This is a genomic window from Rathayibacter sp. VKM Ac-2760, from assembly GCF_009834185.1.
Classification (GTDB): Bacteria; Actinomycetota; Actinomycetes; order Actinomycetales; family Microbacteriaceae; genus Rathayibacter.
Genome location: NZ_CP047173.1, coordinates 3,920,811 through 3,933,312, shown reverse-complemented (window position 1 = coordinate 3,933,312; position 12,502 = coordinate 3,920,811). Strand labels below are relative to the sequence as shown.

The window sequence follows — 12,502 nt, the reverse complement described above, 5'->3', positions numbered from 1 at the left end:
CGCGCGCGCGTCAGTCGAAGCGCATCCCCTCCGGCCGCGGCGGCAGCACGAACAGGATCAGCAGGAACACCACGCCCGCGATCGGGATGAACAGCGCGAAGATCCACAACCCGCTGTAGTTCACGTCGTGCAGCCGCCGCCAGATCAGCGCGAGCGACGGCACCAGCGTGCCGAGCGCGATCACTCCCGCCAGCACGGCGACCCACGGCGTCTCGAAGTCCAGCTCACCCGAGCGGAACGGCGTGAACGACAGCTGCAGCCCGAGCTCCGAGCCGTCGATCAGCTGCAGCGCGAGATTCACCAGGGTGCCCGTGAGGATGATCCACCAGTACTCGGCGCGGCTCGCCCGGCCGCGGAAGCGCGCGTACTGCGAGAAGTAGCGGCGGATCGCGGCGACCGGGGGAGCGCCGTAGTACGGCTGACCGGGGACGGGGATCGTGCTCTGACTCATGCCTTTCACGCTATCCCGCACTCGTCGGCCAGGTCATCGCCCGCCGGGAGGAGGCGCCTCGCTCTAGCGGACCGCCGCGGACTGCTCGCGCCGCACGGCCGCCGTCGCCCGCGCCTCCACGACCAGGCTCACCACGAGTCCGACCGCGATCATCACGATCGCCACCCACGGCAGCAGCTCGAGGCCGGCCAGGTCGATGGTCAGCCCGCCGACGATCGCGCCGCCGCCGATGCCGATGTTGAACGCCGTCGTCTGCAGCGCCGCCGCCAGGCTCCGCAGCTGGAACGACGAGGTGCGCAGCATCCGGGTCTGCAGCATCGCCGGGATGCCGCCGAACGCGATGTTCCAGACGATCGCCGCGACGACGATCGCGACGCCCGCCTGCGACCCGGCCGCCAGCCCGAGCGCGACCAGCGCGATCACCACGGCGATCGCCGCGACCACGAAGCCGGAGCGCGGGAACCGGTCGGTCGCGAATCCGGCGAGGACCAGCCCCACCGCGCCCGCGCCGCCGAAGGCGAAGAGGAGCAGCGGCACGCTGTCGGAGGAGAAGGACGCGTTCTCGAGCCACGGCGTGATGTAGGTCGAGAGCGTGTTCTGCCCGATCAGCACCAGCAGGATGACGACGCAGACGCCGATGATGCGCGGCAGGCTGCGGTCCTTGCGGGCGGGCAGCCGGATCTCCCCGGTGCGCAGCGGGATGCTGTGGTCGACCGCCGGCAGGAACTTCACGACCAGCAGCGCCAGCAGCAGCACGATCGCGCCGAGGATCGCGAACGTCGGCCGCCAGCCGAACGCGTGGCCGAGCGCCGTGCCGACGGGCACGCCGAGCACGAACGCCGCCGAGCCGCCGCCGGCCGTGATCGCCGTCGCCCGGCCGAGGTGCTCCGGAGCGACGAGGTGCGCGGAGTAGGCGGCGACGATCGCCCAGAACAGCCCGTGCGCGAGCCCGCCGAGGATGCGCGCGCCGACCAGCAGCGCGAACGTCGGCGCGAGCGCGGCCAGCACGTTCGCGACGGCGATCGTGCACAGCGCGACGAGCAGGAGGCTCTTCCGCGAGAACCGCTGCGTCACGAGCGTCAGCGGGGTCGTCGCGATCACGACGGTCGCCGCGAAGATCGTCACCAGCTGCCCGGTCAGCGGGATGCTCACGCCGAGGTCCCGCGACATGTCCGGGATCAGGCCGGTCGGCAGGAACTCGCTGGTCACCGACACGAAGACGGCGCCGGCGAGCGTCAGCAGCCCGATCCAGGGGAAGACGGCGGTCGTGGCAGTGGCGGTGGTGCTGGTGCGCGGAGGGGTGTTCACGGTGTCCTGAGGGAGGAGAGGCGGGCGGCGACCATCAAGCCTCGCACGCCCGCGCCTCCCTCAGGGGCGCCGCGGGTGTCTACTTCACGACGGTCTTGGCTGCGCTCGTCTTCGCGAGAGTCGTGTAGCCGCTCTTCGTGCCGGTGACCGTCACCGTGACCGCCTTGCCCGCGTCGGCCGCGACCGTCTTGTAGGTCGCGGACGTCGCGCCCGAGATCGCCGTGCCGCCGCGCTTCCACTGGTAGCTCAGCGTGACGGGCGCGGGCGTCCAGGTGCCCGGCACCGCGGTGAGGGTCTGGCCGACCTTCGCCGTGCCGGTGATCGTCGGCGTCGCGCCGGTCAGGACGCCGCCGGTGACGATCGCCGTGGTGGCGCTGGTCTTGGTGGCGGGCGAGTAGCCGGGCTTGGTGGAGGTGACGGAGACGGTGATCGTCGCGCCGGCGTCGGACGCCTTGAGGACGTACGTCTTCGCGGTGGCGCCGGAGAGGAACGTGCCGCCGTTCTTCTTCCACTGGTAGCTCAGCGTCGTGCCGGCGTCCCAGGTGCCGGCGTTCGCGGTGAGGGTCGAGCCGACTTTCGTCGTCCCGGTGATCGTCGGCGTCGGCATCAGCGTCTGCAGCGCGGCCTTCGCGGTGACCGCGGCGCTGGTCTTGGTGACCGCGGTGTAGCCGGACTTGGTGCCGGTGACGGCGACGGTGATCGCCGCGCCGGCATCGGCCGCGACGAGCGTGTAGGTCGCGGCGGTGGCCCCGCTGATCGCCGTGCCGTTCCGCTGCCACTGGTACGCGAGCGTGACGGGCGAGGGCGTCCACGTTCCGGGCACGGCGGTGAGCTTCTGCCCGACGGTCGCGGTGCCGGTGATCGTCGGCGTCGCGCCCGTGATGACGGCGCCGTTGGTGACGGCGGCGGTCGTCGCGCTGGTCTTGGTCGCGGGGGAGTAGCCGGTCTTGGTGCCGGTGACGGAGACGGTCAGCGTCGCGCCGGCGTCGGCCGCCTTGAGCACGTAGGTCTTCGCGGTGGCGCCGGAGATGTAGGTGCCGCCGTTCTTCTTCCACTGGTAGCTGAGGGTCACGCCGGAGTCCCAGGTGCCCGGATTCGCGGTGAGCGTCGAGCCGACGGTGGTGCTGCCGGAGATGGTCGGCGTCGGCATGAGCGTCTGCAGCGGCAGGCCGACCTGCGTCGCCGTGCTGGTGCGCGTCGCGGTGGTGTAGCCGTACTTCGTGCCGGTCACGCTGACGGTGAGCGCGGTCCCGGAGTCGGCGGAGGTGACGACGTAGCTGCTGCCGGTCGCGCCCGAGATCGCGGTCCCGTTGCGCTTCCACTGGTACGCGAGCTCGACGGGCGCCGGCCCCCAGTTGCCCGGATTCGCGGTGAGCGTCCCGCCGATCGCGGACGACCCGGTGACGGTCGGCACGGAGTTCGTGAGCGACCCCGCGGTGACCAGGACGGCGGCGCTGGTGCGCACGGCGGTCGCGTAGCCGGCCTTCGTGCCGGTGACCTGCACGGTGATCGCGCCGGAGCCGAAGTCGGAGTCGGTGACGACGTACTGAGGACTGGTCGCGCCGTCGATCCGATAGCCGTCCTGCAGCCACTGGTAGGCCAGCGCCACGGGCGCCGGGCCCCAGGTGCCGGGCACCGCGGTGAGGGTGTCGCCCACCGCTCCTGAACCGGACACGGTCGGCGTCGGCGCGGTGAGAGTTCCGACGTTCGCGACCTTCAGGACGAAGTCACCCTCATCGAAGGCGTAGTTGCCGACCTGGATGAAGTAGGTCGATCCGGCTGTCGTGGAAAATTCGACGTTGGCGCGTTCGAAGGAGTAGTCGGAGCCTTCCGCTTCGGCGGACTGCTCTCCGCAGTCGAGCATGCGTCCCGGCGTCACTGCGTCGGAGTCGTAGACGGCGATGTTCATCCGAGCGAAGCTCTCACCGAGGTCGGCCCCGACGCTGCCACTCGAAGTAGCGCGGTACTTGTACCAGACCGAGCCCATGAAGGGGTTGTAGTCACAACCGGAGTAGGGCTCGTACCAGTTGTTGTCGACCTTCAGAGTCGACCCCTGGATCGTCGCCGGCAGTGTCGACACCGTGGATGCCGTCGAATAGGTGGTATTAGGGACGGCAGCACTGGCCGAGAGGAAGAACTGCGCGGATCCGGTGCTTTCAGACGACGAGTAGTCGGAGCCGACCTGGAAGTAGTAGGTCCGCCCGGCTTCTGCCTGAACGAAGTTCTGTTCGCGGTACTGCTCCTGCACGCAACTGATCCGGGTGGCATCGGTGATAGGACCCTCTGCGAACGCGCTGACGATCGACAGGTCTCCCGGTGACGACCCGCTGAAGGTCAACGTCTGCCTCTTGGTGGAGACGTACTTGAACCAGATCGATCCGTTGCCGCCCTCGAAGTACTCGGTGTAGTCGGGGTCGGTCGTCCGGCAGATCGACGGTTCGTCGTCGGTCAGAGTCGCGCCCGCATAAGGGGCGTCGTAATTCGAGTACGGCAGGCTCGTCACGACGGTCGCGTTCTCCCGCAGATCGTTCGCGGGCGGCGTCGCGGCGACGAGCGCGCGCGGCTTCGCGGCCTGCGGGGCGGCCTGGCGGGCAGCCGGCTCGTCCGTGTGCCACTGGCCGGCGGTCACTGAGACGGGCGCGGCCTCCGCCGCGGCCGCCGCCGGGGCGACGAGGAGCCCGACGCCGACCGCGAGGGCGGTGGCGAGGGCGAGGACCCGCGAGCGGGCGGGGCGGAACTCGGGCATGACGACTCCAGGCGGTGGTGGGACAGCGGTGCTGCGCCCGCGCGGCCCAGAACGACAGCTGTCGCTCGCCGAGGAGGCCCCTCAGTGTGATGAGATTCACAGCTGACTGATAGCTCCCCTTCGGGGGCCGACCCGTGTCCCCATTTCAGGGGCACCGCGCGGCGCCCGGAGAGCCGCGAAGGGCCGGTCCCCGAGAGGAACCGGCCCCGCGGCCGCGCAGAGCGGAAGTACCTAGCCCGCGACCACCGCGAGCTCGATCGGCTTCCCCGGCAGCGTGGCGCTCGCGAGCACCTCGCCGGTCGCGACGTCGACGGTGTGCACCGCCGAGGCGGCGGGGTCGGTCACGTAGGCGACGTCGCCGACGACGCTCAGCGCGGGGTGCGCCTCCTGCCACTCGATCGGGCCGGACCACGGGTCGATCACGGGGAAGGACGCGGTGATCTCGCCGGTCGCGACGTCGAGGGTGTGCAGCGCGCCGTCGGTGCCGAGGATCAGTCCGCCGTCGTCGGCCGTGCGGGCGATGCCGCGCCAGGTGTAGCCGAAGTCGAGCTGGTGCACGGTCGACTCCTTCGCGACGGTGTCGGTCAGCACGATCTTCGACAACTCGACGCCCTCGGCGTCGGGGTCGGAGTTGTAGTCGCCGACGGTGATCGGCGAGGTCTCGCTCACGTACTGGTTACCGGTGCGGCCGTAGGTGTCCGGCGCGGTGATCTTGGTGAACGCTCCGTCGTCGTAGACGAGTACGCCGTTGCTGCAGCCGAAGACCGCGATCTCGTCGGCGGCGGCGCCCTCGCCGTGCACGGAGGGGCAGTCCTCGTTCCGAGCGGTCTCGGTGCGCTCGGAGTCCAGCGCGCGGACGCCGGTGCGGCCCTCGCTGTCGCCGATCGTGGTCAGCAGCGTGCCGTCGGCGAGCTCGATCGAGACGCCGTGGTGCGCGGCGGGAGCAGCGACGGTCTCGGTGTCGGGCAGCGAGCCCTCCGCCACGGCCGGGGTCAGCGCGTCGGTGTCGAAGACGGTGGTCGCGCCGGTGCCGTCCGCGAAGAGGATGGTGCGGTCGTGGTGGCGCACGACGTGGCCGGGAGTCGGCGCGTCGAAGACCAGGTCCGTCAGCTCCGGGGTCGCGACGTCGAGCACGCGGAAGCCGCCCTCGGTCGAGACCAGCACGTGCCGGTCGTCGCCCGCGGTGTTGACGCGGTTGAAGCCGGCCAGGGCGATGTCCGCCTCGGTCTCGAGCGTCTCGCCGTCGAGGACGAGCAGCCCGCCGTCGTAGGTGAGGGCCACGCGCGTCGAGGCGGCGGCGGCGGACGGGGTGGCGGAGGAGGCGGCGGGCGCCGCGTCTCCGGCGCCCGAGCAGCCGCTCAGGACGAGGGCCGCGGTGGCGGTGAGGGCGGCGCCGGCGAGGGCGCGGCGGTGCAGGTAGTTCATGGGTTCCTTCCGTGGGTGGTGACGGCCGGTCAGGGCGACAGGCCGGTGACGATGAGGCGCGCGTTGGCGCGCATCATGTCGAGGTAGGTGGGGGCGCCGCCGTCGGGCGCCGTGAGGGACTCCGTGTACAGCGCGACGACGTCGACGTCGAGGTCGGCCTCCTCGGCGAGCACCTGGGCGAGGCGGTCGGGCTGGGAGGCGTCGGCGAAGATCGCGGGGACTCCCGCCTCCTCGATCGCACCGGTCAGCTCCTCCAGGTCGGAGGCGCTCGGCGCGGCGAGCGTGGTGCCGCTCGGCAGCACCGCGCCGATCACGCGGAACCCGTAGCGCTCGGCGAGGTAGCCGAAGACGTGGTGGTTGGTGACGAGGGCGCGGCGCTCCTCGGGCAGCGCACCGAACGCCGTCGCCAGCTCCGCGTCGAGCGCGACGAGCTCGGCCCGGTACGCCTCGGGCTCGATCGGCACGCCCGCACCGGCGAGGGCCGGCGCCAGGGCGTCGACGACCTCGATCATCCGCCGCGGGTCGGTCCAGAAGTGCGGGTCGGGCTCGCCCTCGGCGTCGCCCTCCGAGTAGGCGAGTGGCTCGATCAGCGCGCCGGCCGCGACGACCGGCACGCCGGCCTCCTCGGCCGCGTCGACGTGCTGCTGCAGTCCCTCCTCCAGCCCGAGCCCGTTCGAGACGATCAGATCGGCGTCGAGGAGCCGCGCCGCCTCCCGCGCCGAGATCTCGAACGAGTGCGGGTCGGCGTCCGGCGCCATCAGCGTCAGCACCTCGGCGCCGTCGCCGACCAGCTCGCCGACCACGTCGCCGAGGATGTTCGTGGTCACGACGACGAGCGGACCGTCGGTGGCGGCGGTGCTCGCGCAGCCGGCGGTGACGGCGGCGAGCGAGAGGGCGGCGGAGGCGGCGAGCAGCCTCCCGAGCCGGCTCATCGGCCGGTCTCCACGAGCAGGCGGGCGTCGAGGGCGAGGCTGCGGGCGACCCGCGCGTCGTCGTCGTAGTCGATCTCGTGCACGAGCCCGGCCGACGGCGCGTTGACGTAGGCGCGCGCGACGTCGACCTCGAGGGTCACGCCGTCGGGCAGCCGGCCGTCCGCGACGTCGAGAAGCGGCTCGGTCGTGGCGACTCCGTCCGGCTTCAGCACGACGACGCGGCCGCCGCGGTCGATCCCGACGACCGTGCCGTCGGAGTCCGAGACGGCGCTCGCCGCGAGCAGCGGCTCCGGGCTCGGCAGCAGCGTCCAGCTGCGCGCCCGGGTGTCGAGTAGCCAGGCGCCCTGCTCCCCGGCGACGGCGGCCACGGCGGGGCGGCCGGGCCGACCGGAGAAGGCGGTCGCGACGTCCTCCGCCGCGGTGCCCTCGGGGTACGGGATGTGCTCGAAGGCGACGCCCGCGTCGCTCTCGGTGGCCGGCTCGGTCTCGGTGGCCAGCACCGCCCCGTCGGCGCAGCCGAACACGACGCCGACGCGCGTGACGGCGGCGCCGCTCGTCCCGGCGCACGCCGCGGTCGTCCCGGTCGCCTCGCCGTCGCTCGCGAGCACCGCGACGGAGCCCGTCGCCGTGCTGCCGATCAGCCGGTCGCCCAGCGGCACCAGCGCGCCGTCGTGCGGTGAGCCCTCGACGCGGGCGAGCTCGCGCAGCTCGCCGTCCGCGAGAGCCTCGCCGTCGAGCACGACACCGGTACCGGAGCCCGGGAAGAACGCGGCGGTCAGCGACGCGGAGGAGTGCACGACGGCGAGCCCGCCGCCCCCGTCGATCGTCCCGATCGTGCGCGGCTCCGCGAGGTAGTAGTGCGAGTGGTCGCCGTGAGGCACCGTCCAGGCGCCGCCGTCGACGATCGTCAGCGCGCCGTCCTGCGCCGCGAAGACGTAGCGCCCGTCGGTGCTGAGCGCGGTGGTGCTGAGCGCGGTGGTGCCGATCGCAGTGCTGCCGGGGAGCGACGCGAGCGGCACCGTCTCCTCCGTCGCCGGATCGAGCGCCGTGAGCGCGCCGTCCGCGCCGAGCGCGACCAGCCGCAGCTGCGCCTCCTGCATCTCGGCGGCGCCCTCGGTCCAGCCGTACGCGTCGCCGGCCGGAGGAGCGGCGGCGTCCGAGGCGGCTGCGTCCGAGGCGGCCGGCGCCCCGGGCGACGAGCAGGCCGCGAGGGCCAGCAGCGCGCCGGAGGCGAGGAGGGGGAGTGTCAGGGTGCGTGTTCTCACGGGAGCGACGGTTCTTCCTTCTTCACGGAGTGGACGGTGACGGTGGCGGTCACGGCGGATCGGACCAGTGCCGACACCGCGACGAGCGCCACCGAGGCGGCCGCGATGCTCGCTCCGGCCGCGGTGGCCGCGTACCAGGACACGAGCAGCCCGATGACGACGGCGAGCGCCCCGAGTGCGGCGGCGAGCGCCATGGTCGCGGGGATGCGCCGGGCCCAGTGCCCGGCCGCCGCGGCGGGCGCCAGCAGCAGCCCGACCACGAGGAGGCTGCCCACGGCCTGGTACGACGCGACGACGGCTGATGTCACCAGCCCCACCAGCACCACGTGGGCGAGGCGCGGCCGCAGCCCGAGCGTCGCGGCGACGCGCTCGTCGAACGCGAGCGCCACGAACGAGCGGTGGAAGACGACGACGAGCGCGAGCACGGCGACCAGCGCGACGGCGAGCAGCACGAGGTCGCCCTCGCCGATCGCCAGCACGTCGCCGAAGAGGATCGCGGTGAGATCGGTCGCGAACGAGCGCGAGCGCGACACGATGATGACGCCCAGCGCGAGCATCCCCACGTAGAAGAGGCCGATCGTGACGTCGGCGGAGGCGCGCGGCCGGCGCCCGACCAGCCCGACGCCCGCGGTCATCACGCTCGCGCTGACCGCCGCGCCGAGCACCGGCGGCAGGCCGAGCAGCGCCGCGATCGCGACGCCGGGCAGCAGTCCGTGCGCCATCGCCTCGCCGAGGAACGCCATCCCGCGCAGCACGACCCACGTCCCGACGACGCCGCAGAGCACGGCGACGAGCACGCCGCCGACGAGGGCGCGCAGCAGGAAGCCGGAGGCGAACGGATCGAGGAGGAGGTGCACGGGGCACGACCCTACATGAAAACGATTATCGTTATGATCAGTGCATGACCACCTCCGCCGCGGCCGCCCCGACCACCGCGACCGTGCTCCGGCTGCACTCCGTCGACGCCGCGCACGACGGCGCCCGCGTGCTGCACGGCGTCGATCTCGACCTCGCCCGCGGCGGCCACACCCTCCTGGTCGGAGCGAACGGCTCGGGCAAGTCGACGCTGCTCTCGGTCCTCGCCGGCACGCATCCGCTCGCGGGCGGTCGCGTCGAGCGCGACCCCGGGCTGAGCATCGGCCTCGTCGTGCAGCGCAGCGCCGTGCCGGACCGCCTGCCGGTGACGGTGCGCGACGTCGTCTCGATGGGCCGGTGGGGAGTAGGGGGCCGGTGGGGAGCAGGGGGTCGGTGGGGAGCGCGGTCGCTGCGCCTCTCGCGGGCCGACCGCGCGATCGTCGACGACGCGCTCGAGGCCCTCGCCGTCGCGGACCTCGCGCGCCGCCCGTTCGCCGGTCTCTCCGGCGGTCAGCGCCAGCGCGCCCTCGTCGCCCAGGGCCTCGCGCGCCGGGCCGATCTGCTGCTCCTCGACGAGCCGACCGCCGGCGTCGACGCCCGCGCGACGGTCCTCATCCGCGCGGCCGTCGCCCGCGAGCTGCGGCGCGGCGCGACCGTGGTGGAGGCGACGCACGACGCGTCACTGCGCGGGTCGGGCGCCGCAGTGGTGCACCTCGCCGCCGGGCGGCACGTGCACTGAGTGGGTGGCTACTCGAGGCGGTAGGCGCGCCCGTTGACGAGCAGCGTGTCCGCCGAGGTGCCGTCCGGGCCGGCGTGGTCCTCGAGCGACGCGGCGGCCGTGTCGGCGGCGGCGCCCTGCGCGGCCACTCCCGTCGTGAGGAGCAGCCCGCAGGCGAGAGCGGTGATGACGGTCGTGCGGTTCTTCGGCGTGCGGTTCATCGGCGTCGTCCTTGGCGTCGTGGTGGTCCCCGCCCCGGGGTGTGGGAGCGGTTTCAGAACACTCCGAGCCTAGGCCGCCGACCCGATGTCCCCGCTGGCACCTTTCTGTACTTCCCCTGAGCACCGCACCGGGCGCGACCGTAGGCTGGCCGGATGACGTCACGGGTGCGCCTCCTGCTCGCCGCGTCGCATCCCGGGCCGACCGTCACGGTCACCGTGCTCGCGACCGTCCTCGCGGCCGCGTCCGGGCATCCGCTCGGGGTCGTCGTGCTCGTCGCGCTCGCGGTGCTGGCGGGCCAGCTGTCGATCGGGCTGGCGAACGACTGGATCGACGCCGACCGCGACCGCGCCGTCGGCCGCACCGACAAGCCCGTCGCCCTCGGCCGGATCAGCGTCGGCGAGGTCCGCGCCGCCGCGCTCGGCACCGCCGCCGTCGCCGTCGTGCTCTCCCTGCTGCTCGGCCCGGTCGCCGCCGTCGCGCACCTCGTGCTCGTCGCCGCGGGCTGGGCCTACGACGCCGGGCTGAAGCGCACCGCGTTCTCGGTCGTCCCGTTCCTGGTCGCCTTCGGGCTGCTCCCCGTCGTCTCCGTCGCGGCGGGCGGCGGGCAGCTGCCGGCCTGGTGGGCGGTCGCCACCGGCGCCGTCTTCGGCGTCGCGATCCACTGCACCAACGTCCTCCCCGACCTCGTCGACGACGCGGCCACCGGCGTCCGCGGCTTCCCGCACCGCCTGGGTCTGCGCCTGTCCGGAGTGGTCGCCTTCGGCTCGCTGATGCTCGGCGCGCTGCTCGTGCTGCTCGGCCAGGTCGCGAGCGACGACCCGGTCCGCGGCCCCGGAGTCGCGCTCGCCGTCGCCGGGACCGTCGCGGTCCTCGTGCTCGCGGCCGCCGGCATCCGCCTCGTGCTCACCGGGCCGCCGACCCGCACGCTGTTCCGCCTGGTGATCGCCTCGTCGCTCGTCCTCGTCGTCGAGCTCGGCCTGGCCGGCGCGCGCCTGATCGCCTGAGCACCGCGCCCGAGAGCCCCCCCTACGACCACCGCATCGAGTACACCCGCGCCAGCAGGTCCGAGGTCGGCAGCGCCAGCAGCGCCCGCAGCAGCCCCTCGCGACCGAGCAGCGCCGCGCCGTGCGCCGGCCGCCCCACCGCCATGTTGAGCTCCGCCTGCCGAGCCGCGCGCCGCGCTGACCTGGTGCGCCGCCGCGCGAGGCCGGCCACGGCCCCGCCTCGCCGGTCCGCACGGCCTCCGCGAGCAGCGGCGCGAGCTCGGCCGCGTCCAGCCAGCCCAGATTCATCCCCTGCCCGCCGATCGGGCTGATCTCGTGCGCGGCGTCGCCGATCAGCACCACCCGGCCGACACCGATCCGCTCCGCCGCCCGCCGCCGCACGCCGAAGCCGCTGAGCATCGTGCACGTCGCCGGGTCGGGCTCCGCGCCGGTGCGCGCGCGGACCACGGCGCTGAGCGCCACCGCCGCAGCCGGATCGGGCGTCGCGTCCGGTCGCCAGGCGGGAGCCGCGAGGTCGGGGCCGGCCAGCGCCACGTAGCGCCTGCGTCCGCCCGGCAGCGGGAACGACTCGACCACGCCCTCCGGCCCCACGTCGACCAGGGCCGAGGCCGCGCGCGCGGCCGGCTCGGGGTCGGCGAAGTCGCCCATCACGTATGCCTCGGGGTAGTCGCGCCCCGCGCTGCGGATCCCGAGCAGCTCGCGCACGGCACTCCGCGCGCCGTCCGCCCCCACCACGAAGGCGGCGCGCACCGACACCGAGCCGCCGTGCTCGTCCGTCCCGGTCGCGTCCACGTGGTCGCTCGAGCGCGCGAGCCCGGTGAGCGTCACGCCGGAGCGCAGCGCGCCCGGCGCCAGCGCCCGCAGCCGCTCGCGCAGGATCGCCTCGGTGCGGTGCTGGTCGAGGGTGACGACGTACGGATGCGAGTGCGAGGCCCGCGCGAACGACAGTGAGCCGAGGGTCCGCCGCCGACTGACGGCGACGCCCTCCGCGACCCGCACCCCCTCCGCCAGGATCCGCTCGGTCGCGCCGATCGCGGCGAGCGCGTCGAGCGAGGGCGGATGGATGCCGATCGCCCGCGAGCCGGCCGGCACCGCCGTCCGCCGCTCCCAGACCTGCACGTCGACCCCGCGCGCGACGAGCAGCGCGCCGAGCAGCGCGCCGACCGGCCCGCCGCCGACGACGAGCACGCCGGTGACGGGCACGCCGGTGACGAGCGCGCCGAGGGGCGGCCGGGCGTCCGCGGGCATCGCGCTCACTCCTCGTGGACGTGCGCGACGGCGTCGTCGACGATGTGGCTCACGTGCCGGTCGGCGACGGAGTAGTTCGCCTCGCGCCCGACCCGCTCCACCGCGACGAGCCCGGCCGAGCGCAGGATGCGCAGGTGCTGCGAGACGAGCGGCTGCGACAGCCCCGACAGCTCGGCCAGCCGGGTCACGGTCATCGGCCCCGCCCCCAGCGTCCGGAGCAGCGCCAGCCGCGACGTCGCGGACAGCGCCTTGAACAGCTCCGCGGCGCGCTCGAGGTCGACTCGCTCCAGGTCGTCGTCGGCGCTCATCCCCCCATGCAACCAGATGC

12 protein-coding genes and 1 pseudogene are annotated in these 12,502 nt (G+C 73.9%); 2 read left to right on the top strand and 11 right to left on the bottom strand.

The features are described from left to right. Positions 1–10: 10 nt before the first annotated feature. The 7 genes from GSU72_RS17995 to aztB all read right to left on the bottom strand — a co-directional run bounded on the left by GSU72_RS17995 (position 11) and on the right by aztB (position 8,984). Positions 11–451 (bottom strand): DUF805 domain-containing protein, encoded by a 441-nt coding sequence (locus GSU72_RS17995; protein ID WP_159986261.1) that lies wholly within the window; start codon positions 449–451, stop codon positions 11–13. 63 nt (positions 452–514) lie between these two features. After that, positions 515–1,759 (bottom strand): MFS transporter, encoded by a 1,245-nt coding sequence (locus tag GSU72_RS17990; RefSeq protein WP_159986260.1) that lies wholly within the window; start codon positions 1,757–1,759, stop codon positions 515–517. 79 nt (positions 1,760–1,838) lie between these two features. Then, positions 1,839–4,505: a hypothetical protein gene (locus GSU72_RS17985; RefSeq protein WP_159986259.1), complete on the bottom strand. Its 2,667-nt coding sequence runs from the start codon at positions 4,503–4,505 to the stop codon at positions 1,839–1,841. Between the two features lie 231 nt (positions 4,506–4,736). After that, entirely contained in the window at positions 4,737–5,930 is a 1,194-nt protein-coding gene (gene aztD, locus GSU72_RS17980; protein WP_159986258.1) for a zinc metallochaperone AztD, read from the bottom strand. Between the two features lie 29 nt (positions 5,931–5,959). Next, on the bottom strand, positions 5,960–6,862 hold the full coding sequence (gene aztC, locus GSU72_RS17975) for a zinc ABC transporter substrate-binding protein AztC (RefSeq protein WP_159986257.1): 903 nt from the start codon (positions 6,860–6,862) through the stop codon (positions 5,960–5,962). Then, a complete protein-coding gene (locus GSU72_RS17970; protein WP_159986256.1) occupies positions 6,859–8,127 on the bottom strand; it encodes an ABC transporter in 1,269 nt (422 codons plus the stop codon). Before GSU72_RS17970 ends, aztC begins: the two co-directional genes overlap by 4 nt. Continuing rightward, on the bottom strand, positions 8,124–8,984 hold the full coding sequence (aztB, locus tag GSU72_RS17965; RefSeq protein WP_159986255.1) for a zinc ABC transporter permease AztB: 861 nt from the start codon (positions 8,982–8,984) through the stop codon (positions 8,124–8,126). The genes GSU72_RS17970 and aztB overlap by 4 nt, the downstream gene beginning before the upstream one ends. Positions 8,985–9,028: 44 nt before the next feature. Here aztB and GSU72_RS17960 point away from each other — a divergent pair, with 44 nt between their 5' ends. Next, positions 9,029–9,721: an ATP-binding cassette domain-containing protein gene (locus GSU72_RS17960; protein WP_159986254.1), complete on the top strand. Its 693-nt coding sequence runs from the start codon at positions 9,029–9,031 to the stop codon at positions 9,719–9,721. An 8-nt stretch (positions 9,722–9,729) separates the two neighbouring features. Here the strand turns inward: GSU72_RS17960 and GSU72_RS17955 are convergent, their stop codons facing one another. Further along, positions 9,730–9,921, bottom strand: a complete 192-nt coding sequence (locus tag GSU72_RS17955) for a hypothetical protein (protein ID WP_159986253.1) — start codon at positions 9,919–9,921, stop codon at positions 9,730–9,732. Positions 9,922–10,074: 153 nt separating this feature from the next. Between GSU72_RS17955 and GSU72_RS17950 the strand changes: the two genes are divergently transcribed. Next, positions 10,075–10,926 carry a UbiA family prenyltransferase gene (locus GSU72_RS17950; RefSeq protein ID WP_159986252.1) on the top strand — a complete coding sequence of 284 codons (852 nt, stop codon included), beginning with the start codon at positions 10,075–10,077 and terminating at the stop codon, positions 10,924–10,926. Positions 10,927–10,948: 22 nt separating this feature from the next. Here GSU72_RS17950 and GSU72_RS21870 read toward each other — a convergent pair whose 3' ends face one another. The 3 genes and pseudogenes from GSU72_RS21870 to GSU72_RS17940 form a co-directional block, all read right to left on the bottom strand. Next, complete coding sequence (locus GSU72_RS21870; protein ID WP_279631699.1) at positions 10,949–11,071, bottom strand: hypothetical protein; 123 nt, start codon at positions 11,069–11,071, stop codon at positions 10,949–10,951. 125 nt (positions 11,072–11,196) lie between these two features. After that, positions 11,197–12,174, bottom strand: a pseudogene (locus GSU72_RS17945) (NAD(P)/FAD-dependent oxidoreductase); the annotation flags it as partial. 5 nt (positions 12,175–12,179) lie between these two features. Further along, positions 12,180–12,482, bottom strand: coding sequence for a metalloregulator ArsR/SmtB family transcription factor (locus GSU72_RS17940; protein WP_159986251.1), 303 nt, complete (start codon positions 12,480–12,482; stop codon positions 12,180–12,182). Positions 12,483–12,502 lie beyond the last annotated feature (20 nt).